Annotated in this window: 23 protein-coding genes and 1 pseudogene; 13 read left to right on the top strand and 11 right to left on the bottom strand. The window is 42.7% G+C overall.

Translation table 11 applies throughout. The features are described 5' to 3' along the window. Positions 1–28 precede the first annotated feature (28 nt). The 3 genes from DQQ10_RS05765 to DQQ10_RS05755 all read right to left on the bottom strand — a co-directional run bounded on the left by DQQ10_RS05765 (position 29) and on the right by DQQ10_RS05755 (position 4,391). On the bottom strand, positions 29–2,281 hold the full coding sequence (locus DQQ10_RS05765; RefSeq protein ID WP_112745884.1) for a heavy metal translocating P-type ATPase: 2,253 nt from the start codon (positions 2,279–2,281) through the stop codon (positions 29–31). 307 nt (positions 2,282–2,588) lie between these two features. Beyond that, complete coding sequence (locus DQQ10_RS05760; RefSeq protein WP_245970301.1) at positions 2,589–3,122, bottom strand: helix-turn-helix domain-containing protein; 534 nt, start codon at positions 3,120–3,122, stop codon at positions 2,589–2,591. 327 nt (positions 3,123–3,449) lie between these two features. Beyond that, a complete protein-coding gene (locus tag DQQ10_RS05755) occupies positions 3,450–4,391 on the bottom strand; it encodes a phosphatase PAP2 family protein (protein ID WP_112745882.1) in 942 nt (313 codons plus the stop codon). Between the two features lie 120 nt (positions 4,392–4,511). On the opposite strand from DQQ10_RS05755, the gene DQQ10_RS05750 reads away from it, so the two are divergent. Together DQQ10_RS05750 and DQQ10_RS05745 are read left to right on the top strand one after the other, a co-directional pair. Continuing rightward, a complete protein-coding gene (locus DQQ10_RS05750; protein WP_112745881.1) occupies positions 4,512–5,285 on the top strand; it encodes a hypothetical protein in 774 nt (257 codons plus the stop codon). Positions 5,286–5,478: 193 nt separating this feature from the next. Continuing rightward, positions 5,479–7,731 (top strand): ATP-binding cassette domain-containing protein, encoded by a 2,253-nt coding sequence (locus DQQ10_RS05745; protein WP_112746225.1) that lies wholly within the window; start codon positions 5,479–5,481, stop codon positions 7,729–7,731. A 237-nt stretch (positions 7,732–7,968) separates the two neighbouring features. Here the strand turns inward: DQQ10_RS05745 and DQQ10_RS05740 are convergent, their stop codons facing one another. After that, positions 7,969–8,364 carry a response regulator gene (locus DQQ10_RS05740; RefSeq protein ID WP_112745880.1) on the bottom strand — a complete coding sequence of 132 codons (396 nt, stop codon included), beginning with the start codon at positions 8,362–8,364 and terminating at the stop codon, positions 7,969–7,971. Between the two features lie 335 nt (positions 8,365–8,699). On the opposite strand from DQQ10_RS05740, the gene DQQ10_RS05735 reads away from it, so the two are divergent. From DQQ10_RS05735 to DQQ10_RS05715, 5 genes and pseudogenes are all read left to right on the top strand, one after another. Continuing rightward, entirely contained in the window at positions 8,700–8,897 is a 198-nt protein-coding gene (locus DQQ10_RS05735; protein WP_112745879.1) for a hypothetical protein, read from the top strand. A 156-nt stretch (positions 8,898–9,053) separates the two neighbouring features. Then, positions 9,054–9,353, top strand: a complete 300-nt coding sequence (locus DQQ10_RS05730; protein ID WP_112745878.1) for a hypothetical protein — start codon at positions 9,054–9,056, stop codon at positions 9,351–9,353. A gap of 47 nt (positions 9,354–9,400) precedes the next feature. Continuing rightward, positions 9,401–9,599: pseudogene (locus DQQ10_RS28210) on the top strand (RNA polymerase subunit sigma); the annotation flags it as partial. Between the two features lie 121 nt (positions 9,600–9,720). After that, positions 9,721–9,912: a cold-shock protein gene (locus DQQ10_RS05720; protein ID WP_112745877.1), complete on the top strand. Its 192-nt coding sequence runs from the start codon at positions 9,721–9,723 to the stop codon at positions 9,910–9,912. Between the two features lie 188 nt (positions 9,913–10,100). Beyond that, the gene (locus DQQ10_RS05715) at positions 10,101–11,195 is read left to right on the top strand and encodes a fatty acid desaturase family protein (RefSeq protein ID WP_112745876.1); all 1,095 of its coding nucleotides are present in this window, start codon (positions 10,101–10,103) and stop codon (positions 11,193–11,195) included. A gap of 771 nt (positions 11,196–11,966) precedes the next feature. On the opposite strand, the gene DQQ10_RS05710 is transcribed toward DQQ10_RS05715, so the two are convergent. From DQQ10_RS05710 to DQQ10_RS05695, 4 genes are read right to left on the bottom strand one after another with little or no spacing between them, the layout of a single operon-like run. After that, the gene (locus tag DQQ10_RS05710) at positions 11,967–13,064 is read right to left on the bottom strand and encodes an alkene reductase (protein ID WP_112745875.1); all 1,098 of its coding nucleotides are present in this window, start codon (positions 13,062–13,064) and stop codon (positions 11,967–11,969) included. Positions 13,065–13,120: 56 nt separating this feature from the next. Continuing rightward, the gene (locus tag DQQ10_RS05705) at positions 13,121–14,113 is read right to left on the bottom strand and encodes a bile acid:sodium symporter family protein (RefSeq protein WP_112745874.1); all 993 of its coding nucleotides are present in this window, start codon (positions 14,111–14,113) and stop codon (positions 13,121–13,123) included. After that, a complete protein-coding gene (locus tag DQQ10_RS05700) occupies positions 14,110–15,201 on the bottom strand; it encodes a methionine synthase (RefSeq protein ID WP_112745873.1) in 1,092 nt (363 codons plus the stop codon). Before DQQ10_RS05700 ends, DQQ10_RS05705 begins: the two co-directional genes overlap by 4 nt. Before the next feature lie 26 nt (positions 15,202–15,227). Further along, the gene (locus tag DQQ10_RS05695) at positions 15,228–16,232 is read right to left on the bottom strand and encodes a DUF1852 domain-containing protein (protein ID WP_112745872.1); all 1,005 of its coding nucleotides are present in this window, start codon (positions 16,230–16,232) and stop codon (positions 15,228–15,230) included. A gap of 167 nt (positions 16,233–16,399) precedes the next feature. Between DQQ10_RS05695 and DQQ10_RS05690 the strand changes: the two genes are divergently transcribed. Further along, positions 16,400–16,897 (top strand): Lrp/AsnC family transcriptional regulator, encoded by a 498-nt coding sequence (locus DQQ10_RS05690; RefSeq protein ID WP_112745871.1) that lies wholly within the window; start codon positions 16,400–16,402, stop codon positions 16,895–16,897. A 40-nt stretch (positions 16,898–16,937) separates the two neighbouring features. On the opposite strand, the gene DQQ10_RS05685 is transcribed toward DQQ10_RS05690, so the two are convergent. Then, a complete protein-coding gene (locus DQQ10_RS05685; RefSeq protein ID WP_165823808.1) occupies positions 16,938–17,381 on the bottom strand; it encodes a WYL domain-containing protein in 444 nt (147 codons plus the stop codon). Positions 17,382–17,815: 434 nt separating this feature from the next. Here DQQ10_RS05685 and DQQ10_RS05675 point away from each other — a divergent pair, with 434 nt between their 5' ends. The 5 genes from DQQ10_RS05675 (at position 17,816) to DQQ10_RS05655 (ending at position 23,696) form a co-directional block, all read left to right on the top strand. Continuing rightward, on the top strand, positions 17,816–18,334 hold the full coding sequence (locus DQQ10_RS05675) for a hypothetical protein (protein WP_133259542.1): 519 nt from the start codon (positions 17,816–17,818) through the stop codon (positions 18,332–18,334). Positions 18,335–18,626: 292 nt separating this feature from the next. Continuing rightward, on the top strand, positions 18,627–19,754 hold the full coding sequence (locus tag DQQ10_RS05670) for an esterase (RefSeq protein WP_112746224.1): 1,128 nt from the start codon (positions 18,627–18,629) through the stop codon (positions 19,752–19,754). Between the two features lie 32 nt (positions 19,755–19,786). Further along, entirely contained in the window at positions 19,787–20,896 is a 1,110-nt protein-coding gene (locus tag DQQ10_RS05665) for an alpha/beta hydrolase (protein ID WP_112745867.1), read from the top strand. A gap of 47 nt (positions 20,897–20,943) precedes the next feature. Beyond that, positions 20,944–22,089, top strand: a complete 1,146-nt coding sequence (locus DQQ10_RS05660) for a glycoside hydrolase family 43 protein (protein ID WP_112745866.1) — start codon at positions 20,944–20,946, stop codon at positions 22,087–22,089. Positions 22,090–22,136: 47 nt separating this feature from the next. Next, the gene (locus tag DQQ10_RS05655; protein ID WP_112745865.1) at positions 22,137–23,696 is read left to right on the top strand and encodes a carboxylesterase/lipase family protein; all 1,560 of its coding nucleotides are present in this window, start codon (positions 22,137–22,139) and stop codon (positions 23,694–23,696) included. A gap of 61 nt (positions 23,697–23,757) precedes the next feature. On the opposite strand, the gene DQQ10_RS05650 is transcribed toward DQQ10_RS05655, so the two are convergent. Together DQQ10_RS05650 and DQQ10_RS05645 are read right to left on the bottom strand one after the other, a co-directional pair. Then, entirely contained in the window at positions 23,758–24,594 is an 837-nt protein-coding gene (locus DQQ10_RS05650; protein ID WP_112745864.1) for an alpha/beta hydrolase, read from the bottom strand. A gap of 22 nt (positions 24,595–24,616) precedes the next feature. Beyond that, positions 24,617–26,557, bottom strand: a complete 1,941-nt coding sequence (locus tag DQQ10_RS05645) for a glycoside hydrolase family 97 protein (RefSeq protein WP_112745863.1) — start codon at positions 26,555–26,557, stop codon at positions 24,617–24,619. Between the last annotated feature and the right edge of the window lie 183 nt (positions 26,558–26,740).

Below are 26,740 nucleotides of genomic sequence, written 5' to 3'. Positions count from 1 at the left end.
CGTTTGATTTATACGACTTCAAGCATGTTTATATCTTCGCTGCGCGTAGTCTTAAACTGTTGCCTACCACGCTTACCGAGCTCAACGCCATCGCGGCACCGGCAATCATCGGATCAAGTAAGAAACCGTTCACGGGATACAATACTCCTGCGGCCAACGGAATTCCGATAACATTATAGATAAATGCCCAGAAAAGATTCTGTTTTATTCCGATAACAGTCTTCGTTGAAAGATTTAACGCCTTTGGAATAGACTGAAGATCTGATGTTATCAATGTCATCTTCGCGACATCCATCGCGATATCTGATCCTTTTCCCATTGCAATGCTCACGTCAGCTTCGGCCAATGCGTGGGAGTCATTGATTCCATCGCCAACCATGGCAACGACTTTTCCTTCTGCTTGAAGCGCTTTCACAAACTGAGCTTTGTCAGACGGCAATACTTCGGCTTTGAAGTGTTTTAACCCGACCTCGTTCGCTACAGCTTTTGCCGTTTGCTCATTGTCTCCAGTGAGCATGTATACCTCGATGCCTTTGTTGTGCAGTGATTCAATTGCTGCTTTTGACGTCGCCTTAATTTTGTCCGCGATAGCGACGACCGCAAGGACGCTATGATTGTCTGAAAAATATACCACCGTTTTCGCTTCAGATTGCAGTTTGGTAGTCAGTGTGCTGATTTCAATGGAGATGTTCACTTTGTTCTCAGCGATCAGTTTTCGGTTTCCAACAAAATAGTTTTTATCATCAATAGTCCCTTTAACACCTCGCGCAGTAACACTCTCAAATGAGTCGAGCATGATTGCCGAAATAGACTCCGACTTGAGATTGTTCAAAACCGCTTCTGCTAGTGGATGCTCGGACTGTGACTCAAGCGTATATAAGATTTGTTTTTCTCTTACACTTGCTTCACCATTGGTCCAAACTAAATCAGTGACGACAGGTTTCCCTTCAGTGATTGTGCCGGTTTTGTCAAGGATAACGACATTTACTTTGTGCGCTAACTCTAAACTTTCAGCGTCCTTAATAAGAATATTATTTTCAGCTCCCTTGCCAACGCCAACCATAATCGCGGTTGGTGTAGCGAGGCCAAGCGCGCAGGGACATGCAATCACAAGCACCGTAACTGAATTGAGCAAAGCGTAAGTGAATGCGTTATCTCCACCAACGATCATCCAGGTTATAAAAGTTAGAATTGCAATGACGATAACAACGGGCACAAAAACGCCAGCGATTTTGTCGACCAGTTTTTGTACCGGTGCTTTGCTGCCTTGAGCCTGCTGCACCATTTTGATGATCTGCGCAAGAATGGTGTCGCCTCCGACTTTCTCTGCGTTAAATAGAAAGCTTCCTTTTTGGTTGATCGTTCCCGCAAAAACCTTTTCACCATTTTTCTTTTCAACCGCCACTGGTTCGCCTGAGATCATACTTTCGTCCACGAATGAAGACCCGTTGATAACGACACCATCCACCGGGATTTTCTCACCTGGCCGCACTTGAATCGTGTATCCTACCTTTACGGATGCGATTGGAATCTCATGTTCAGTGCCGTCTATAATTGCGCGAACGGTCTTAGGCTGCAGGCCCATCAGTTTTTTCATGGCAGAAGAAGTATTTGACTTAGCTTTTTCTTCGAGAAGTTTTCCCAGTGAAATAAAAGCAATCACAACAGCAGCAGCTTCAAAGTAGACATGAGCATGCATTCCCCTTGAATGCCAGAAGTCCGGAAAGAAAGTATTAAAAACACTGAATACAAACGCAATTCCAGTTGACAGCGCTACGAGTGTATCCATGTTGGCTTTGCCGTGTCGAGCCTGCTTCCATGCATTGACAAAGAAGTTGCGACCAAAATAGAAAACGACGGGCGCTGTGAGTACCATTGAAATGTAGGAACCGTATGGCATGTCCATGAAGAACATGCCGATAATCACCACTGGCATAGAAAGAATGCTCGACCAGATTGTGCGATGCTTCACCGCTTCGTAATGTTTACGTTGGGCTTCTTCTTGCACGGCCTGTGGATCTTCTACATCAACGACTAGATCATAGCCGATCGATCTTACCGAGTTCTGTAGATCCGCTGGTTTGGCGAGTTTTGAATCGTATTCAACCCATGCAGTTTGATTTGCAAAGTTGACGCCTGCGTCTTTCACGCCCACTGTTGATTTTAACATGGACTCAACACTTACAGCACAAGCTGCACAACTCATTTCCAAAACAGGAAATGTTTCGCGCTTATACTGCCCGTTGATCTTTTTATTTTGTATTTGATTTGCTGCAGACATTGTCTCTTCCTTTATGCTTTTCTATACAACAATTATACAGGGTGAGTAGACTTTTGGTTTTATACTTTAGCGCCTTTGATTTATATGATTCCTCGACTTCGAAATATTTCTTAGTTCGTTATTCTTAATCAGAAGTTTCTACCGTGCTTGATTAGCCAGCCTTTGCGTGGAAGCTCGCACATCTTTGAAACAAGATGGCGAGCGTCCGATAAGTTCCTTGCGGATGCCATTGTTTTGAAATTATGTATCAACGTGCGCGCAACTAGGAAGACGTGCGTTACAAAATTCCCTGCAAGACTTCCAAATTTTAAGAGATTGAATCGAGGGGTTTTCGATTCTGGTCAATGTTCCTCGACTTTTTCATGTCCGAAGGCGTGAATCCTGTTATCTTTTTAAATTGATTGGAGAGGTGTGCAACGCTGCTGTATCCAAGTTTATTTGCGATCTCACTGAGACTTAATTCATCATAAAAAAGTAACTCTTTTACTTTTTCAATTTTCTGTTTGATGATGTATTGCTCGAGCGTTACACCTTCGAAACTTGAAAACAAATTGCTTAAGTAGTTGTATTCATAATGCATCTCCTCCGAAAGTAGGCTTGACCAATTTACTTTCAGATCAACTTTGTCAGTGTGATGAATCATTTGAATGATCTTGCTTTTGATAGCATCAATCAACCTGGCCTTTCTGTCATCGATGCGTTCAAACCCAAGGTTTACCAGTGCATTATTAAGCGTGTCTTCCTGCGCCGGTGTTAGACTTTCTTCCCTAATGGTAACCTCTCCCAACGTAACTTTCTCAGGATGCAAACCCTGGCGTTCCAGTTCCTGCTTCACAACCATTATGCAGCGGTTGCATACCATGTTTTTTATAAAAAGAGTAGTCATAGGATGCGTAAAGGTAGCGTTTTTGCTGTCGGCTACGTTATACAATTCTCGGTGGGGATTACATAATTTCTTGAATAATGATTCAAATATTCAGATTTAAAGTAGTTTAAGTTAAAGCATCTACATGGTATTCGTGAGCCAGTCCTGTTTGTGCTGAGATTTTTTGCACGCTTCTTCGGTAGTTCAGCAGCCGGCGCTGCGTAGCCGTAATATCGAATCACTATCGACTACAAAATTCATTGCTCCTGAAGTCGACATTTGCCGACCAATGCGACGTACAGGCTAACGAATGCGATGTATAATGTTAACCATTCCGGTTTGGCCGTCGTAAGATGGCATGACACTCGTTTTACTACCTTTCATCTTATTCCCCCAGCGGTACTGGTGCGTGAGGTAAACAAGGTTTGTAGACAGGATTCCAATACCAGCTCCCATAAGAACATCAGAAACCCAATGTCTGTTATTCATGACGCGCATCGCACCGACGCCGGTGGCCACTGTATACGCGCCAATGCTATACCATATGCTTTTATGTCCATATTCCTTGGCCATAAATGTTGCCGCGGCAAATGCCTGAGCTGTGTGTCCGGAAGGGAAGGATGTTAATTCTTTCGTATCTGGTCTGGGTACTTCGGTTATTCGCTTTAAAGAAAATGTTAACATTCCGACAAGCATCTCAGACTTGATCAAAAGTGCTGTACGATTAGCGAAGTCATTTTTACCTTTTACACCAAGCCAATTTAGTCCGTAAACTACGATAATAGGCGAATGCTGTAAGTAGTCATCCGCACGATAGCGGAAGTTGGGTAGATGTCTGTTTCTTTCTTCTCGAATCTCATAGTTATCATCATTATCGTCGCCTAATGTTGATAGCCCTGCGGCCATAAACAATACTGGCGCTATAAACGTACGTCGGAGCGCGGCTGACTTTATCGAGATGTCTCTAAAAGACGGTTCTGTTTGGAACATCGGGACGTCACTGTCGAAATAACGGGTTCGCGAATGGTGCGCTGACGTGAACTTGTAATTCAACGCCCGGGCTACTGGAAACTTGTTTCGAGTTGAGTCCAGACTTGAATCTTTTGTCATTGCAGGTTCAATTGCCATGGTGTGGTCAACAATGTTTCTTCTGTCAGTTTGGATGATTGACTGCGCTCTTAGGTAAATTGTGGAAAACATCGTGAACGCCAGAGCTGAGACAAGCGAGTTAGGAACTAGGTACATGGGGATACGGATAAATGCATTTTTATAGAAGACAACTCAATTGACAGATACCCCTATTGTGTACTGTAAATAGGATTATGCAGCCGGTTTATTAACTTGTCGTGAAATGTATTTTGATCTATGTTTTCGTTCAATGATAAGCTTGACCACCTTTCAAATTCACGGTTAAATCTTATTCAACATGAAGTCAAGCGCTACATTTCAAGTGACGACTATAAAGCCTACAGCAGCCTTGTCTTCCCGGTAGACCGTGCCATTGAAATTCATTTTAATCAATACCAACGCGTAATCAAGAGTCTCGCCACCTTAAATGAACAGGCTACCCACGACGACGAAGGTCAGTTAAAACTGAATTCTATGCTCATGGCAGCGTTAACGGAAATTCATGGATATCTTTCTTCTCAGCTTTCAATGTTCGATACATTAGAACACCACGCGAGAAAACACGGTCTGTCAAATTACTTCATAAGTGATTATGATTCTTTTCGGAATTCGAGTATCACGCAATTTTTTTTGATCTATAAAAACAACATTCTTAACGAGTTCAATTTTTTGCCATTGCTCCAATTCAATTCCGGTAAAGGATATCAAAAACTTGTCTATCGCGTAGATGAATGGGTACAGCTCGAAGAATGGACACGACTTCAAGATTTCTTCCTGTCTTTAGGCGAATTCGTGGTCATCGATAAGCTGCTTGAGGAGTACTATGACAATGCTTGCGATGTTCTTGACAGGTATCAAAAAAATATTCTCAATAACAACAAACATGTTGTCGAGAAGGTGCTTTCGACTCTTCTGGGATTTGTAACAAAATATGAGGCGCTCGGTCAAAACGGTTTTTTGCCCGTTACTCGTTCGTATCTTGAAAAGAAATTTCGCGACATAGAACGTTAGCATAAGTCTGATCTTATGACCCAAGCTGCGCTGGAAAAAAATGCGTTGTGTTCGAATATTTAATCAAACATGCAGCCCTTCGCGATGTTGCCTTCATTACCCAAATAGGGGATCAATCACACGAATTGCAAAGACGATGTTACTGTCTTTTTGGATGGATCACCTTGGTACAGTATTACTGTAGATGAGCTGCATGAATTCAATTAAAGTTGTAAGGGCACGACAAAATAACCTTAAGAATATTTCGCTGGAGATACCGAAGAATAAGATCACGGTCTTTACCGGCGTTTCTGGATCGGGGAAGTCCTCCCTTGTATTTGAGACGATTGGTGCGGAAGCGCAACGACAAATCAATGAAACGCAAAGCAGTTTTGTGAGAAATCGACTTGCACAATTAGGCGTACCGGATGTCGATAAGATCGAACACTTAAATGTTCCCGTAATCGTCAATCAAAAAAGATTAGGCGGGAATGCGCGATCCACGGTAGGTACAGCAACGGACATCTATGCGTCGTTACGATTGCTTTTCTCCCGGATGGGAAAACCGTTTGTGGGATATTCATTTGTGTTCTCATTCAATCATCCTCAAGGTATGTGCCCGAGATGTCAGGGACTTGGATATGTTAGTGATATTAACGTGGAAGCATTGATCGATAAAACTAAATCACTTAATGATGGAGCGATTTTATTTCCAACATTTCAGCCGGGAGGTTTTCGCTGGTTGCGCTATACAAACTCAGGCTATTTCAACAATGATAAAAAGTTAAAGGATTACACAAAGAAGGAGTGGGAGCTACTACTTCATTCAGAAGAGCATAAGCCTGCAAAGCCGTCGCGCGAATGGGGAAAGACGATGATGTATCAGGGGATTATACCACGCATACAAAATGATATTCTTCGAAAAGACTCGACAGAACATGTGAAACGTAAAAAGGAGTTGGAAAAAATTCTGATTACCAACGTTTGTCCAGAGTGTAAAGGTAGCAGATTAAATAAAAAGATTCTTAGTAATAAGATTAACGGTAAGAGCATCGCGGATTGTTCAGCCTTACCAATTGATGAATTGCTTTCTTTTGTTAAGTCGCTGAAATCATCTTCGCTTGAAACTGTTCTGCACGAGCTTGAAAAGAAATTGCAAAACATGGTGACAAACGGACTCCAGTATCTGACATTAGATAGGACGACAAACACGTTGTCTGGCGGGGAGTCTCAACGCATTAAAATGGTGCGGCATTTGGGAAATAGTTTGGAAAACCTGTTGTACATTTTTGACGAGCCTAGTGTTGGATTACACCCGAAGGATCTTGATAACATTTCACGAATCATTCGGGATATTGCCAACAAAGGCAATACGGTTTTAATAGTTGAGCACGATCCCGACCTGATTCGTATGGCGGATCACATTGTTGACATGGGGCCACTTTCCGGAAGCGGTGGAGGTCAAATAATTTATGAAGGTGAATTCGACGGGCTGCGTAGCTCAAGTGGAAAAACAGGAGAATACTTTTCTCGCAAAAGAATGATCAACACAAATCCTCGGCGCGCGCAGGAATTCGTAAGAATAAAAAATGCCAAGCTTCATAATCTGCAAAATATTTCAATAGCTATTCCTAAGAACGTGCTTACAGTGGTCACCGGCGTTGCAGGTTCCGGTAAAAGCACATTGATCAGCAAAGTCTTTCCGAAGCAATATCCCGAAGTCAGAATTATTGATCAATCCGCTGTGGGAGGGAGCATTCGTTCTAATCTATTAACCTACCTGGATATCTCAGACCAAATTCGGAATATGTTTGCCCGCGCAAATAAAGTATCGAATCGTTTGTTCAGCAATAATAGTGAAGGAGCATGTTCAAATTGTAACGGCCAGGGTACTGAGAAGATAGATCTTGCATTTATGGAAGACATTGAACAGCCATGCGAGGTGTGTATGGGCAGTGGTTTTAATCCAGAGGTGCTGACGTATACCTACAATGGAAAAACAATCGTCGATGTATTAAATCTCTCTACGAATGAGGCGCGGGAATTTTTTGACGGACACGACTTTGTTAGAAAGTTCGATCTGTTAACAGAGCTTGGTATGGACTACCTCAAACTTGGCCAAAGGCTTAACACGTTCTCTGGTGGTGAACGTCAGCGTTTGAAGTTGACGCGAGAACTTTCAACAACGCACGAGATCCTGGTACTTGATGAACCAAGCACAGGTTTACACCCATCAGATACCGATAAGTTGATGAACGTGCTGCAGCACCTTGTGGAAAAAAAGAATACGCTTATTGTCATTGAGCATAATCTGGATATTATTAGTCAGGCTGATTGGATTATTGACATCGGTCCGGGGGCAGGAAAGTATGGCGGACAATTGATGTATGAAGGTACAGTCGAAGGTCTTCTTCAAGACGAAACATCTGAAACTGCAATTTACTTGCGCAAGCACTTGCATCGTTAATTATTCTAAACTAGACAAACCAACAGGGTTGAAGAAAGTCTGCGAGTCAATGTATCTTGGATTTAACTTCAAATAAGGAGCACTCGTTTTCCGTGAATGAAATTTGCGTTAAATATGATGTTGCTAATACTGATTTACTTGAAGTAGTCTATCAGATGCACAAAATTGTTGATGCCGCCATCTACTCAAACAGCCGGCGCACACACCAGGATAGGCGAGGTAAATGATACGCTCGAATTAATTTGTCGATTCATTGATGCTTTCAATGACCGACCGAACTGATGTAAGCATGTTCGTAAAGTTTACTTCTTTTTCTACAAAGCCAATCGCACCAAGTGTTTGCATTTCTTCGCGGTCGTGATCGTGACGAATTTCTGCGTAAATACATACTGGAATCTTCTTCAATGTTGAGAAATTTTTCAATTCACGCAATAATTGTTTGCTTCCCCCAGCCCTGAACTCGAGGTCGAGGAAAATTAAATCAGGTAACAAGTTGTCTGCATCCTCTAAGTAGAACAGTGCGGTTTCTGTGCTGAATGCCTTCAAACATTGATGTGAGGCGTCTATGCGCCTGATGAGCTCGCGAAAGCGTTCGTGCTGGTTCCGATCGTGGTCGATTAATAGTATGGTCATGCTTTATTCCTGTCCAAAAGGTAGCGCATTTATATGTAAGAGATATCAAAATGGTGCGATGAAGTTGTTTCGAAACGAAAGTGTGAAGTTCCGGATCATTTTGTTTCTCATCAACAGAGCAAAGCATGCATCCTTGTTGCTGATGGGTGACAGCAAAACTAAATATGGAGGAATGAACTGATTCGGGCGAAGATTGTTGTATCTTTAAACACTTCCTCAATTCCAAGCCCTTCAAGTGGGTCGGCCTTCGAAATGATCAAGATGTGCACTTGCTGCGCAATATTTAAATCACATTTTACGTAAAGCACATAGTCTCGAAAAACGTGTGCACAACAATGAGCTATCAAACAAACGAAGACAATGTCTACGCGGTGGGTACTTGTATTACTGCGAAGGAGGCTCCGGCGGTTGAGTTAAAGATCACCAAATATTATCGACGTGTTTACTATTGCTCGATCGTAGGCAACGACACGGCAAAGCAAAAAGTGTATTTCGAGCGAGAGCTTGTAACGCCAACGGAGGTTAGAGAATGAATTTAATATTCCTACAGACCATCAGCCGCAAAGGTCGAATACTTCTTTTTGCACTGAACTACATCTTGAAACCGTTGCTCTTTGAAAAGTTTGATGTCTTCACAGATCGGTCCGGTATGAAGTTTACTCGTTATATACTTACGCTAAATAGTTGTTATGTACGAAGTTACAGAGAATCAGAAATTTGAACTTCAGTTTTATCCTGAAGTTCAGCGTGAGTTAATTATTATTTCGAATCATTTGAAACAAATGATGGGTGATCATAAAGCAGAAATAGTGATCTCGTTTTTAAAAGGTATCAGAGCGGAGTGGTTTAAAGAAAATGATGATGTTATTAAGCTGATAACATCGCGGTTCCTTCGTACAGAGCACATCGAAGAACTTTTCAAGGGCTGCAAGACTAATCGCATATTCATAAACGATTTCGAGCGATGCATTTTGACCTCGCTTGTCTAGAAATTTTACAAGAATGTTTTTAATAGTTATTAAATCAAACTTGTACAATGCTTCAACTTAAAACCCGTAAACAGATAACGGCTCGGGAAAGCCAATCTTCACACAAATATTAACGGAGATTGAAAGGTGGATTTGGGTAGCGCGGAAGTGGGGCTTGCCAAGCATATAAGAGAGAAAGCTCTGGGAAAATTAACTAAAGCGAATCTGCGTTTTGTTGTATCGGTTGCAAAACAATACCAGAATCAAGATTGAACCGACCTTCCGTAATTAAATAATCTTCTTTAACGCCCACGGTGTTTTGATCTTTACTGCACAAGGTGATCTTACTTACCACAGACTAGTTTTTTCTAATTTTTAATATAATAGCATGCAAGGAACAGTTAAATTTTTTAATGAGACCAAGGGATTTGGGTTCATTACTCCAGTAAATTCAAGTGTCGACATATTTGTCCACTCTTCAGGTCTTGTGGATCAGATCCGCGCTAATGATCAGGTTGAGTATGACGAGGAGAAAGGCAAAAAGGGCATGAATGCCGTTAATGTTACCGTACTGAACTAGGGTTTACTACAAACATATTCGAGTAGACAGCTAGCAATGGCTGTCTGTTTTTTTTTATCGCGGGCTCTACCCCGTTAAAAAATTGTTTTTCTCAAATAGTGACCTTTGCGGCACGGTGTCATCTGGACGGAGTCTTAAAACATTGACTGCCGCTGAACGTACTTACTTGTTTTTTGGTTGTATTGATAATGACTAAAATTAAATTTGCCCCCACCCAGAGAGACTTTGTTTCAACCCTGAACAAGCGTGTAACTGAGTACTTCAATAACAATAAGATTGCACGGCATGGGAATATTCAAATGGTGATTAAGACCATTGTGATGTTCGCGCTGTATTTTCTTCCCTATACACTTATCCTTACTAGTACTGTATCAAGTGTTTTCGGTTTAGTTTCTACGGTTGTGCTAATGGCACTTGGCTTGGCCGGTATTGGGTTGTCCGTTATGCATGATGCCAATCATGGAGCGTATACTAAAAGTAGGCGGATTAATAATTTCATTGGATATTCTTTGAATTTAGTTGGAGCTAACGCGTTTAACTGGAAGGTGCAACATAACGTGTTGCATCACACGTATACAAATGTTCATGAAGAAGATGAAGATATCAGTCCGCGCGGAGCATTACGGCTGACACCACATTCTGATTGGAAGAAGATGCACAAATACCAGTTTGTGTACGCATGGTTTTTATATGGTTTGATGACTATTGTATGGCTATTCTACAAAGACTTTTCCAGGCTTTTTAAATATCAGCGAAACGGTATGGTAAAAGCGCAGAATGCGAGTCCTGGCAAAGAATGGGCTATACTGCTTGGGACAAAACTGTTTTACATCGCTTATATCTTTGTATTGCCTTTAGTGTTCACACCACTGTTGTGGTGGCAAATAGCAATTGGTATTCTCTTAATGCACTATATAGCAGGTTTCATCTTAGCTATTATTTTTCAGCCCGCTCATGTTATTGAAGGCACCGAGTTTCCATTACCCGATGAAACAAGAACGCTTGAAAACAATTGGGCGGTGCATCAGTTAATGACGACTACCAATTTTGGAAATAAAAGTAAATGGTTCTCTTGGTATGTTGGTGGGCTCAACTTCCAGATCGAGCATCACCTTTTCCCCAACATTTGCCATGTTCATTATAGTAAGATTGCAACGATTGTGAAGTCGACAGCACAAGAGTTTGGATTGCCATACAAAAGCTCGAGAACTTTCTTTGGCGCGTTGGTTGGTCATGCGAGGTTACTCAAGCAGTTGGGAGCGAGACCAGAGTTGGTTCCTTAATAGAAATACCCGGCGCATGCTCACGCAAACACCAAAAAAGGCGTGAGTCCCGAAGACTATAAATATCCAAGCGCTGGATTTTATCAGCACGCCGACTGTTCCTGGGATTTGCTGTGTCGTATCGATGGCTGATAGCCAATTCAATGCCGTATACATTTGTTGGTGACAGCCGGTGCATGCTCACGCAAACGCCAACAAAGGCGTGGAGGAGCTAACGTATACCTACAATGGAAAAACAATCGTTGATGTATTAAATCTCTCTACTAATGAGGCGCGGGAATTTTTTGACGGACACGACTTTGTTAGAAAGTTTGACCTGTTAACAGAACTTGGTATGGACTACCTCAAACTTGGTTTAAATCCTGACCCCAAGAATTTATTTTTCTGTAGGCACTCCCAAAGTATTTGCTCATGCTTGTTGAGTTATTGCGAAGCCATTTCGCATTTTGAAATGTATTCGGTGTTGCATTGTAAAACATTTTCTTTTCCATAAATAATTTCAGTTAACGTTAACTGAATGTAAGCACTGAGCTATCAAATTCCAATAGGTGCTTTGACGGCCAATTAAGAGGCTTGTACACTCATAATTCCTGACCACTACACACCCTTTAATTCCCTGAAGGGAGTCCTACCCTTTAATTCCCTGAAGGGCGCCATCGCGACTTTAAAGCTTATAGTACACCAATTCCCCCTTCAGGGGCTAGGGGTAAGCTGGCTACGATCGCTTTTTGCGTACTCGTACCCAACGATCTTTTAATTTTGTGTGAAGTTTCATCCCTGCCAAACCGGATAATCAATGTAGCCTTGTTTACCGCCTCCATACATTGTTGCCCTGTCTGGCTCACTAAGCGCAGCATTTTTTTTAAACCGTTCTGGCAGGTCGGGGTTTGCGATGTATAGCTTTCCAAAAGAAATAAGCTTGGCAATGCCTTTCTCGAGTTCCGCTTCGGCAGAAGCTTTGTCATATCCTGCATTGGCAATAACGGTGTGGCGAATCTTTCTGCCAAACAACTCAATCTCGTTGTCATCCCGATCGCTATTGCGACCGTAATGTTCAGGAGCAGGGAAGTAGGTGCTGCGCCTCATGAGTTCTACATAAGCAAAGTCTAATTTATTCAGTTCTTCAATCAGGTAGGTATAAGTCGCGGCAGGGTCATCCAGTAAGATATCGCCATAGGTATGGAAAGGAGATATTTTAATACCCACCTTTTCACTTCCAGCTACACTGATTAATTCCTGCATCACCTCCAGCACAAAGCGGGCTTTGTTAGGAATGCTGCCACCGTAATCATCCGTCCTTTGATTGGCGCTTTCAGCTAAGAATTGGTTGGGCAGATAACCATTGGCAGCGTGAAGTTGCACGCCGTCAAATCCTGCGGCGATGGCATTTTTTGCAGCCTGGCCAAAGTCTTTAATAGTCTGCCTGATTTCTGGGATTGTCATCTCCTGCGGTATCTCGTAATCCTTTCTGCCTCGCGATGTAAAATGCTGCATTCCGCGGATAGCCAGCGGTGATGGTGCAAGCGGGAGCTTGCCGTTCCTGTCTACAGAATGTCCCACACGACCGGTGTGCCAGAGCTGCGCTATAATAACACCACCTTTATCGTGTACGGCTCTTGTAACTTTCTTCCATGCTTCTATTTGTTCAGCCGTGAAAATACCTGGCGTGAACGGACTACCTGTAGCTTCTTCACTGATCCTGATGGATTCGGTTAACATCAAACCTGCGCCAGCCCTTTGAGTGTAGTATTCTACTGTCATGTCACCCACTACGCCATTCATATCTGTACGGCCTCTGGTCATCGCTGCCATGGCCATTCTATTTTTCAGGTTGACACCGCCCAGTTGTGCTTGTTCTAAAAGTTTCATTAATATTCTTCTGGCTTTTATTCCTGATCAAGACTGTCAATATCGTGTCGTAAAAATTATACTTCTTTTCGTCTGGCCATCGCCTGAGCGATGATGCTGGCGGCAATCAATTGCAAGGCATGGTAAAGCATGAGCGGCAACAATACAATACCGGTGATGGTGCTATGTTGAAAGAGCACTTTTGACATGACGGTTCCGTGTACCAATGATTTTTTAGATCCACAAAATAAAACCGTAATACGATCTTCATCTGAAAAGCCAAACCATCGACTGAGTAATCCAACGCAAAAGAATACAACAAAAAACAAAGCCATCATCCCTGCAGCGAGTCCGGCAAGCTCCAGCGCAGAGAACCCTTCAAAAAGATGTTCGGAGAAGGACTTGCAAAACGAAGTATAAATAATGGTGAGGATAATTGCCTGATCGAAATACTTCAGTTGCTTCTTGTATTTTTCTGCGATGGCGCCAAAGCGGGCGTTGAGGCTTATGCCGATGATAACAGGTAATAATACTTGTAAAACCAACTTGATGACGATATCCGTAACATCAAAATGACCTGTTGCAGAAGCGATGAACAGCCCAACCCATAGCGGCGTAACCACTACGCCGATCAAACTGGAAATGCTCGCATTGAAAATGGCTGCAGGAATGTTGCCCTTCGCGATGGAAACCATGACCACCGAAGAAGAAACGGTTGATGGTAGCGCGGCGAGAAAAAATACACCCAACCAAAGCAACTCGAAGTTTGTGTCCATGAACAAAGGGCGAGATGCCAAAACGATGAGTGGAAAAAACAAAAAGGTTGTGAGCTGGACGACAATATGCATTTTCCAGTTGGCAAGTCCGGCTTTTAGTTTCGCTATGCTAAGTCGCAGGCCATAAAAAAAGAAAATAAACGACACGCCTGCATTGGCAATCTCCTCCAGCGAAACAGGTTCCCTGATCATGCCAGGCTGTGGTAAGAAATAGGCGAGCAGGATCATGGTGCCTATCATTAACAGGAACCCATCGAAACCTGCTTTCTTTAATACTTCTAATAACTTCTTCAATGTGCGCTTACTATATTTTTTCCTTGAGCCAAATTATCAATTACTACATTGGAACGAATCGCAAATTCTTTGCGTATGATTTCAGCTCCTGCACTTAATGCATTCAATTTACCTCTTGCCACGCTTCGTGATAACGGAGCCATCCCGCAGTTGGTGGAAGGGTAAAGATTTTCAATATCTACAAACGCAAGCGCTTTACGAAGCGTATCCGCTACTTCTTCCGGTGTTTCAATCGTGTTGGTGGCCACATCAATTGCACCCACCATTATTTTTTTACCCCGAACAAGTTCCATTAAATCTAAAGGCACTTTTGAGTTGTGGCATTCTAATGACACCACATCAATTTTAGATTTTTGAATTTTAGGAAAAATTTCTTCGTACTGACGCCATTCTGAACCCAATGTCTTTTTCCAATCGGTATTTGCTTGTATCCCGTAGCCGTAGCAAATATGTACCGCAGTTTCGCAGTTTAATCCTTCTACGGCTCTTTCTAATGCGGCCATTCCCCAATGGTTTACTTCATCAAAGAACACATTGAATGCAGGTTCATCAAACTGGATAATATCTACTCCTGCATCTTGCAATTCTCTGGCTTCTTCATTGAGTGCTTTCGCAAATTCCCATGCTAATTTTTCCCGGCTTTTGTAATGATCATCATACAAGGTATCGACCATGGTAAGTGGTCCCGGTAGTGCCCACTTGATAGGCTTATTGGTCTGCTTGCGTAAAAATTTAGCGTCTTCAACAAACACTGCTTTTTGACGTGCAACATCACCGACAACCATGGGAACACTCGCATCATAACGGTTACGAATTCTCACCGTTTTGCGATTTTCAAAATCTACACCACTTAAGTGCTCGATAAAAGTGGTTACGAAATGTTGGCGTGTTTGCTCACCATCACAAACAATATCTAACCCAGCCAATTGTTGCTCTTGTAGAGAAATGCGCAAAGCATCTTGTTTTCCTTCAAGCAACTGTTCTCCTTCGAGTTTCCAAGGCGACCATAGTTTCTCGGGTGGTGCGAGCCAGGCAGGTTTGGGTAAACTTCCAACAATGGAGGTTGGTAATAATAATTTCTTAGTCATGAAATAATTCTAAAGTGTTGTATTGATTAAAGCGCAAAATTGGCAGCCCACTGCTCTAAGACATTCTTGTGAGGCTTGATGAAATGCTCTTCAGCATATTTACCCTGTTCAACAGCAAGTCGGCTGCGCTCCACGCGGTCATACTCCACGCGAGTCAGTGAATAGTCTTCGTGTTTTAGACTAGGCTGATAGATTTGCCCAGCCACTGAATTTGCATTGTAAATTTCAGGGCGATAAATCTTTTGGAAAGTCTCCATCGTGGCGATTGAGCTAATCAGTCCAAGATCAGTATAGTCCGTAAGCAAATCTCCGGAATGATAAAAAGCCATCGGTGCCACGCTGTTCGGAGGCATGAAAAAACGAACCTTTAGACCCATCTTTGAGAAATATTCATCCGTAAGAGAATACTGATCCTGCTGATACTCAAAACCCAGAACCGGATGCTGATACTCCGTGCGCGTATACGTTTTGTTGCTCGATACACTTAGACAAATGATCGGCGACATCTTAAAGTGCTCTTTATATGTGGCTGAACTCACAAAGCACTGATAAAGTTTGCCGTGCAAATCGCCAAAATTTTCAGGGACAGAAAAACTGGATTTGTTTTTATTGTACTCGGTCAATAAAATACTGAAATCATAATCTCGTACGTAAGAAGAAAAATTATTTCCGGCAACACCATCGATATGCTGGCCAGTCTGACGGTCAAAAATATTCGTTTTTAAAACTTCAATCAACGGCAGATTGTCAATACCATTGTTATTGTCAATACTCATCGTTACCGTCATGATTTCAAGTTCGATACGGTAACGATCACCTTTAGGGTTATCCACATGCGCCAATGCATTGAATCGATTGTTAATCATAGTTAAGGCATTGCGTAAGTTTTGTTGGCGATTAGCTCCTCTGGCCAGGTTTGCAAAATTGGTCGTCAGACGCGTTTTACTTGAGGGGTGATAGTTCTCATCTAAACGAGTGCTCTTGAGCGTGAATACAAAATCATTCTTGGTGGTATGCTGATTATTTTCCATGCATTTCTATTCGTTTACTTTCGGATTTTCTGATGTGATCGACACGCCTTTACGACACAAAAGTCCGTCAAAAATCTATAGTAACGCTTAGAATGCTTTAATTTGATGATAATTCAGTAAAATCAGTTGTGATATGTTAACTTTAAAGATTTTAAACCTGTATAGTGATGAAATCAGATCCGCTTAAAGGAAAATTTTCTGTCGATGAGTTAGACGAAACAGACATCCAGATTCTTAAAATACTCGGAAACGATTCTTCTATCAAAACGAAGGATCTGGCCACGAAAGTAAATCTTTCTCCTTCTCCCGTATTTGAGCGCGTCAGACGACTGGAGGAAAAGGGATACATCAGAAAATACATTGCACTGCTCGATGCAGAGAAACTCAGCTACGGACTGATCGTCTTCGTCAGTATAAAGCTCAAGCAACACGACAAAAGTATCGGACACAATTTTGTAAAAGATATTCAGAAGCTGGATGAAGTTGTAGAGTGTTATAACATATCCGGCGAACATGATTTTCTACTCAAGGTGTATGCGCGTGATATGAAACACTTCCAGGATTTTGTATTCAACAAACTAGGATCAGTAAGCAGCATTGGAAGCACGCAAAGCACTTTTGTGATGAGCCAGATTAAGCACTCTTTTAATATTAAGATCCGGTGAATTTTAATGGTCGCCTACTAAAACCAAGTAGGTTGATATTTTACAGAGAGGGTCGCAGAGAATCATGTTCTCTGTGTCCGTCGACTCCCTTGTGCAGTATATCATAAAAGGATTTACGCAATGACAACGGCTCAAGGATGACAATGTTGGGAACGAATATCAACAACAAAGCTGTAAGCTCGTAGTTTACCCGAAGCTTCAGTTTCACCGTTAGCCCTTTCGCAGTGTCTTCAATAATCTGCTGGCTGTGGTGTAGATGTTGTGTCTTAATGTAAGGTGCAGTAGCAGGGGTAAACCAAAGAACAATGTCTTGCACGGGGCCTCGGGTATAGGTTATGCCGATCGTGTGATCGAAGAAATCCGCTGGTTTTATTTTTGTGTTCTCCCGTATCCCTTGTTGGTGTTCGACGCGGCAAGTGGGCTGCGGCACCAACAAGATTACGGCAAATTCTTTCGTAATTGAAAATCTGCGTTGGTTATTCAAGGTTCTTGGAATTTTGATTAATATCGATGTCACCCCGTTGTGTACGAAAAATCAAATGGATTATGCTCGGCATCATGCCGAATTCGTCACCGTGTACTAATCCCGAAGACTATAAATACTCAAGCGCCGGATTTTATCTACACGCCGACTGTTCTTGGGATTTCCTGTGTCATGTCGATGGTTGATAATCGATTCAATGGCCATACATTTGTTGGTGACACCCGGCGCATGCTCAGGCAAACACCAACAAAGGCGTAAGGATGGTGGAAATTTCATTTTAAAGGCCTGTCATTTAGGACAAGGAGAACAAGGAGCACGTTTATCTACGCAGCTCAAATATGTTAGCTTTGCAAAGACTGAATACATAAACAAGGTTGGGGGAACGTGAATCTTAAAATACCGTTGGTGGTGTTCCATTGAAATTTATACCAAAAATGAAAACTCTATTTTTCTTTTTATTTCTCTGGTTAATGGTATCACCTATCGTCGCACAAGATTCGATCGGACCTTCATGTTTTGAATTCAAGGAGAATATTCCATCTATTTATGACACTGTTGCGCAACCTGTTATCAAAAAATATTCAGAGGTTTCTTCAGCGTTGAGGACCGCGCTTAGTGATACTGATGATATAAAAGTGAAAGACAGTGACTATGTAATCTTTACTTACTCTTTAAATCAACAAGGAAAGCTTCGACTAGTGTTTAAACCTTCCATTAAAACGGTTTTTAATGTTGATAGGCTTGAAAAAGATCTTTTTATAATTCTTGATACCGCATGGGAACCGGCGTTTATCAAAACGAATACTCAAAAGAAAGTGCCTTTTTACATAGATTGCTATATTTCGATCTCGAAAAAAGTAGTTTCAGTGAAATTCATGGGTGAAGCCGGTAGAATATTAAACTCCTTCAATTTTGATCGCCCTGTGATGGTGTCGAATACTTTGAAACGTTAAGAACAGAGGAAAGACTACCCTGTAATACTGTCCACTCTAAATGGCGCATACATTTGTTGGTGACACCCGGCGCAGGCTCACGCAACCACCAACGGCGTCGGAGATGTTTGTGTCATAGCAATTTCTCAGTTTCTATAACACCTGCGCTAACCAGCTCAAGCACTGCCTGTTAATTTTTTTGATGTTTTAAAACTACAAGTAAATGAACGATTTCTGAAAGTCATACTTTTTAGATGGCTGTATCTTTAGCATGTGGAATAGATGAATGGACCTGGATGAAAAACCACATCAAATGATTGCCAACTTGCCCCGCACGATAACGTTTATCTGTTTAACACTTAGTGTAAGTTGTCCTCTTTATGCACAGTCGGTGCCGCCTGTATTCACCTCTCCTGAGGTGCGTTCAGACAATACCGTAATATTCAGATTTTTTTCAAAGTCTGCCCGCGAGGTAAAGCTGAGTACACAAATTGAAAAATCTCCCATGGCGATGACTAAAGACTCCCTCGGAGTTTGGTCAGTAGTGTTGGGCCCCGCTAAGCCAGATATATACCCTTATCATTTTATAGTCGATGGTACGTCGGTCGCCGATCCAAGAAATTCCGCGACCTTTCCTAACGAAGGGTTTCAAAGTAGTCTTGTAGAAATCACAGGTTCTTCACCGCTGTTGCACACACTACAGGATGTTCCCCACGGCACTGTCGCTTATCGTTATTATAGGTCGCCGGAACTCGGTACAAGACCTGTGGTTGTTTATACGCCTCCAGGTTATGAACAGGATACGAAGGCAAAATTTCCCGTTCTCTATCTGCTTCATGGTACAACGGACACGGAAGAGACATGGACTAAAGTAGGGAGAGCCAACATCATCCTCGACAATCTCATTGCGCAGGGTAAAGCGAAGCCCATGATCATCGTCATGCCTTATGGCCGTGCTTTTCCTATCGTTAGCAAGTCGTCAGGGAGTTTACGCAATTGGGAGAACCTGCAGGAATTCAAAAAAGACTTTTTGAATGATTTGATTCCTTTCGTCGAACAAAACTATCGTGTGAAGGCTGACAAGGACAATCGTGCGATCGCAGGGTTCTCTGGCGGCGGAGGCGAGACGTTGTATCTGGGACTTAATCATCCGGATTTAGCTTCATGGATTTGCGGATTTGCTCCCGGAATGTTGAAGGAAGAATTTGAGCGTAACAATGCCGTAGCTTTCGCGGATCCGGCTCAGACAAATAAACGACTTAAACTTTTCTGGATCGGTGTTGGAAAGGACGACTTCTTATTTGGCGTGATCCAGGACTACATCGAATTGCTGAAGCAAAAAGAAATCAAGCACGAAACCTTTATTTCGGATGGAGGCCACACCTGGATGAATTGTAAACTCTACCTCACGACGATCGCACAAAAACTATTTAAACCTTAAAGGAAATTTTAAACCATCAACCTTTATAAGAAATGATACGCTACCCTCTTATCGTGTTTTCTTTATTTTTTTCATCCGTGTTGTTTGCTCAGTCGGATCAAAACGTCAAAGAAGATTTTAAACCATCAAGCCTGAATCAACCAGGGCAGGAGTATCCGCAAGTCAACTCACAGGGGTACGCGCGTTTTAAAATTCTGGCTCCAGCAGCCGATAGCGTGAGGGTTAGTCTCGGCCTCGGCGGCAAAGGTGGGACTAAACTGACCAAAGGTAACGATGGCTTTTGGACTGGAACAACGGCAGGCCCTATGGACGAAGGTTTTCATTACTACAACATAAACATTGACGGTGGAAAATTCAATGATCCGGGTGCGCTCAACTTTTACGGGTCGGTGCGATGGGAAAGCGGAATAGAAATTCCCGCACATGATCAGGCCTTCTATGAATTGCGGGATGTACAGCATGGCCATGTTCAGCAGATCCTGTTCCCATCTAAAAGTACGGGTACTTCGCGAAGGGCATTTGTGTACACGCCTCCGGGCTATGACAAAAATAAGTCAACGCGATATCCTGTATTGTATCTTCAGCATGGATGGGGAGAAGATGAAACTGCATGGACGAGCCAGGGCAGAGCTAACCTCATCATGGACAACCTTACCGCGGAAGGAAAGATCAAGCCGTTCATTATTGTCATGACTTATGGAATGACTAATGAAGTAAAGTGGGGTCGCATCCATGAATTCGACATCAAGCATTTTCAAACTGTACTGGTTGACGAGTTGATTCCCTATGTGGATAGCCATTTCCGCACAATTTCCGACCAGCGTAATCGTGCCATGGCAGGTCTTTCCATGGGCGGTATGGAAACTAAACTGATTACGTTAAACAAACCGGATGTATTCTCTCATTACGCGCTGTTAAGTGGTGGTACTTATAAGCCAGAAGATATTGTTGACAAATCAAAAGTTAAATTGGTCTTCCTCAGTTGTGGCAGCAAGGAGAGACCAGACGGTGTAAAAAGTGCTGCGGCAGCTTTGCAGAAAGCTGGGATGAATGCGGTATCATACATTTCGGAAGGCACGGCTCACGAATTCCAGACTTGGAGAAGAAGTTTATATCAGCTTGCGCCGCTTCTCTTCAAGTAACATGTAGCATTCCATTCAGTTATTTTACGCAATCAATATTTCGATACATGACAACCATCAACCTTAAATTAAAGAAAGCATTTGCCTCCAGCGCACTGGGTGTAATTACACTTGGCATCACGAGCACGTTAATTTTCTCCTGTGGTTCCCGTTCTTCAGAAAACACTGAAACAACGGCGGAAACTACCACTGAGCCTACGGACACACTTCAGGCAATTTCAGATCCATTGGTGAGTCACATTTATACAGCGGACCCATCGGCGCACGTATTCAACGGCCGGATTTATATTTATCCATCACACGATATCGAAGCGGGAGTTCCTCAAGACGACCTTGGATCACACTTTGATATGAAAGATTATCATGTGTTGTCTATGGATAGCGTAGGCGGGAAAGTCACTGATCATGGTGTGGCGCTGGATATAAAAGACATTACATGGGCAGGTCGGCAATTATGGGCGCCCGATGCGGCTGAGAAAGGTGGCAAGTACTACTTATATTTTCCTGTAAAGGATAAAGAAGATGTGTTTAAAATCGGCGTCGCCGTCGGGGATTCACCTGAAGGACCGTTCAAGCCTGAAGCTAAACCTATTGAGGGAAGCTATAGTATTGATCCGACTGTCTTTAAGGATTCTGACGGAAAATACTATATGTACTTTGGTGGAATCTGGGGCGGTCAGTTGCAACGTTGGGATAATGGAAAGTACGATGCCAATGGATCGAAGACTGATCGCGATGATGGTGGTCCGGCCATCAAACCACGCGTTGCGCGTCTTTCCGATAATATGCTTTCATTTGCCGAGCCTGTTAAAGAAATTGATATCGTTGACGAGCATGGAAAACCTATTGCCGGTAGCGATCACGACAGAAGATTTTTCGAAGCCTCATGGCTACACAAGTACAATGGAAAATACTATTTCTCCTATTCAACAGGTGACACGCATTTTATCGCTTACGCGATCGGCGATACGCCTTATGGGCCATTCACATACAAGGGTGTAATTTTAAATCCAGTCCTCGGCTGGACAAACCATCATTCAATTGCGGAAGTGAATGGAAAATGGTACTTGTTCTATCATGATGTCGAACTTTCAGGAAAGACGCATTTGCGGAATATCAAAGTAACACCGCTCACACATGAGGCCGATGGAAGTATCAAAACTATCAGTGCATATGGGAAGCCTGTAATGTAAAACTCCGCACTTCAATTCGTCTGCAATCTTAAACGTAATCTCTTTCCATGAAAGCCTTATTCGGTTCAAGTATCAACTACATCATCGTTATCTCATTATTTTTCCATGCGTGTAGTCCGGTTAACGAGGATGATGCATTATCCGTGAATACAAGCTTTGGAAAGGTTTCTGGTTTGCATGAAGACAGTGTTTTTATTTTCAAAGGGATACCCTATGCGAAGGCTGAGCGATTCATGGTGCCGCAGGATCCTGATCGCTGGGAAGGTATACGCGAATGCGTTGCCTTCGGACCAGTGGCGAAACAAGTGGTGCCATGGATTAACGACTCTTTGATGAACGAAAAAGAGTTGTTCAGCGTCAACGTATGGACGCGCGGATTGTCTGACGGAAAAAAACGCCCTGTAATGTTTTGGTTACACGGCGGTGGCTTTCATGTAGGCAGTAGCAGCGATCCAATGACTGATGGAAAAGCACTTGCGAAAAAAGGAGATGTTGTGGTGGTGTCTGTAAACCATCGTCTTAATATTCTGGGCTTCCTGGATCTCTCTGGCGCCGACCCTAAATATGCGCAATCGGCGAATGTGGGGATGTTAGATGTTGTAAAGGCTCTTGAATGGACCAGAGATAATATTAAAAATTTCGGTGGCGATCCTTCTAATGTCACAATTTTTGGTGAATCGGGTGGTGGCGGAAAAGTGGGAACACTCATGTGCATGCCTTCGGCGAAAGGATTGTTTCACAAAGCAATTATTCAGAGCGGAACACTCATTAATGTGATGACAAAAGAAAAATCCCAGGGCTTGGGACTGGCTGTGCTGAAGACGCTTGGAATTGCAACCAATGACCTCCACAAACTTGATACGCTATCTTATCATACTTTGTTAAAGGCCGGGAACGATGCGATTGAATCAATCAATGGCAAAAGAATACCAGGATCTCCGACGATGTTTGGTTTTGCGCCTTCCGCTGATGGAGAGGTATTGCTGCAGCAGCCCTTCACGCCCGGTTTTGCCAGCATTTCGAACAAGATACCTTTGGTGATAGGAACAACATTGAACGAATTGATTCGCACGGCCTACAGTGAAAAAGATCTCACGCTCGCGCACGCAAAAGAGAGACTTAACAAAATATACAACCATAGAACGGATGACTTTGTAAAGTTATATTCGGAGGCTTATCCCGATTTCACGCCGCAGGATTTGCTTTCAGTTGACACAATATTCAGACCATTTACCATTCGCACAGCCGATGCGTGGTCGGCGCAATCCAGTGCACCTGTGTACAGCTACTTTCTCTCCTGGAAAAGTCCCATGGATAGCAGCTCCCGTGGTTCTTTTCACGGCCTGGATGTTGCTTTGGCTTTCGATAATGTAGACATCAGGTCGGATTGGACAGGGACAACGAAAGAATCATACGATATGGCGGATAAGATGAGTTCGGCATGGATAAACTTTGCAAAGACTGGTAGCCCTAGCGTTGTAGGTAAACTTCCTGCGTGGGAGCCATATACAGTGGCAAATGGATCAACGATGATTTTTGATCGTGCGTGTGTCATTCGCCACCATCATGACCGCGCGTTGATGAAGTTCATCAAGCCGCTGGAGTAGGGTGAAGCATGCTACTCACGTCACCAATGATGATGTAGATTGTCGATTATATCTCGTCACATTACTTGGTGGTTTCAGGAGCCCAAGTTTTGTAAACAAATCGCAGCGCATCGTAGTAAGCAGGAATTGGTTCCGTCATGTGAGATTCAAATGGATAATCTTTATACATGTGTTCAAAATCTCGTAAGCTACGATGTCTAAATAGTTTATTGAATTCCAACACGTCGTTGCGAAAAGTGCCATCTTCATTTCCAACACTATAAAATAGTTTCTTACCTGTAATCGCTGCAGCAGCAAGTTTTTGCTCTGCTAAGCGTAAAACATATTTGTTGTCGAACCATAGGGAAGGGCTTACGGCTACGTAAGCATCAAACATTTCGGGATGGTTTAGCATGCAATTGATCACTGTAAGTCCGCCGAAAGAATGGCCAGCAAATATTTTGAATCTACTGGTTTTGTAACGACCCTCGACATAAGTCATTAATTCCTGTTTTACAAAGTTTAAAAACTGCTCATTGCCGCCGGATGTCTTATACCTAGAATCTACGTTGCCGTCAAAGTCAATTAAGCTATTGGTTGGTGTAAGGTCTTTTACGCGGTCAGCGCTAAGAATACCTACTACAATGACAGGCGGAATAACCCCCCAATGCCTTAAGTATTCTACGTATGCGGAAACTATGTGAAAATGATTTTCGCCATCCAATAGATACAAGACATCCAATGGTTTGTTTACTTGGTTAGAATCGATTTTTGGAACGTGGATGTATACATAGCGGTCTTGGTTGAGTATCTGTGAATGTATTAACTGCACATCGTTCGTGACGTGATTATATCGCGCCGGTGTTTGGGCGTTTGCGTGATAGGAAAGAAGTATGAAAAATATGATGACGTACTTCATATAAAATCGTAAACATTTACAGCTACTTCGTTATCACGACTCCACCGTTGGGTTGAATGGTTATTGATGTTGCGCCGTCATTAGGAACGCTCAAAGAAGCCATGAATGTTTCACGACTTTTGTTGTCGTTATATAGTAACACTTCCTTTCCTGCGAACATACTCAAATTGGTTTTAATTTGAATCGGAGATTTGGTTGCATTTACACCAGCAACATACCATTTCTCCTTATGACGGCGTGCGAGGACGCAATAACGGCCTGGGTAACCATCGACGAAAATCGTTTCATCCCATGTGGTCGGAATATTCCGCATGAAGTCAATTTCGAATGCGGGTACATCCGTCAAGTTGTTTGGTGTTAAAGCAAACATCTGTACTGGGTTTTGAAAAAGTACACTTGTCGCCAACTGGAAAGCATCAGTGGTTAAACGTTCCTGGCCAATTTTATTCCCTTTATTCAAGAAGTCGTTGAGCAGCACGCCACCAAACTCCATACTTGCCACAGTGTTTCTGATAAAAGGATGTAGCGTCGCGTAAAGCGCTTCTTTTTCGCGAACATCTTGAGAAAAGATTAACATTTCCGAGGCGAGTACAGCTTCACTTCCCACAAAGTTCGGATACATTCGTTCCCATCCGCGCGGTAATGTTGCGCCATGACAGATAACCATAAGACCGTAATCATTTGCATCGGAAAAGATATCCTCGTATAGTCGTAGTGTTTCCTGTTTGTCGCCACCGAAGAAATCTACTTTCAAACCTTTTACACCGATTTCATGAAGCCACTTCATTTCTTTCTTTCGCGCAATTGATGTATTCATTTTATTAAGCGGGGTCATGAAGGCATCGTTTACGCCGCCATTCGAATTGTACCATAAGAATACATCAACATTTTTGGACGCGGCATAACGAACCAACTGCTCCATCTTGTCGTAACCCACTCTTGCGTCCCACCATGCGTCGATCAAAATGTATTCGTAATTCATGGCAGCAGCGAGGTCAATATATTTCACTTGATCGTCAAAGTTCATGCTTTCATCCTGCCAAACGATCCAGCTCCATGTACCCCGGCCATACTTGTACGACTGCGAACTTTCATAAAGTGGATCAACCACATCAAACGGAATTGTTGTTTCGACGATTGGCTTGAGTGATTCGCCAACCGTAATGGTTCGCCAAGGTGTAACGCCAGGCAGCGCCAACTGTGCGCCTATACTGCCGAACCCATTGTTTTGTTTTGCGTTCGGAAAGTCTACATGAAATAATCCATCCTTGTATTTGCTTAGGTGCGATGCACAGTAAGTGCTTCTCACACCAGTTTCGGAAAGCAAGACCCAACTATTATTGCCTATGCGAAAAAGTCCTGGAAATACATATCCATCAGAAGACGTCGCTTTGTCTAACGGTGCATCGGTTTCATAGCCACTTTCATAACTGGGCGTTGTGCGGGCAAACCCGCTCATGGGAATCATCATCGGCGAAAGAAAGGATGTTGTTGCTGATGGAAATTTGTAGCCAGTAGTTTCCGCCTCAATGACACAAGCCATTCGATCTTTCCATACAGGTAATTCATATCTGAACGCAATATCATTAGCACTTACCTGGAACAAAACGGAAACTTGCTTGCCTTGTTCATTGTTGAATTGGCACTTCAACGTATTGGCGCTATACTTCACATAAGAACGCTTTATCTTATCCTGGACGTACGCTTTACTCACTCGTCCAACAGTTGATTCTATCAACGTCATGTTCTTGCTAAAGTCTCCTTCATTGGTAATCAATCCCAATGGAGAATCTTCAAGAATTATCCGCTGGTTGTAAGTAACTGAGTATACAGGAACCCCACTTTTGACAGCGATGCTTACTTTTAGATTTCCATCTGGACCAGTAACCACTGCGGGATTTTGCGAAAAGGTTTGTAATGCGTGAGAAAGACATAAAATCAAATTGAGTATAAGCACCTTCATAAGTAATATAGAATTGATTCCTGTTTAGTAGTCTCGATAAATAAATGTTTAAATTACATTTATTTTTAGATTGTGCAATGTGAACCAAACTATCATCAAGAAATCCTACGGAAAAAATCAAAGGGGTATGGCCGTTCATGTCGCTGACAAAGGTGTTGACATTGCCATCGAAAATAATTGCAT

It is taken from the genome of Pseudochryseolinea flava, from assembly GCF_003286915.1.
GTDB classification, from domain to species: Bacteria; Bacteroidota; Bacteroidia; order Cytophagales; family Cyclobacteriaceae; genus Ohtaekwangia; species Ohtaekwangia flava.
This window is presented reverse-complemented; position numbering and strand designations above follow the sequence as displayed.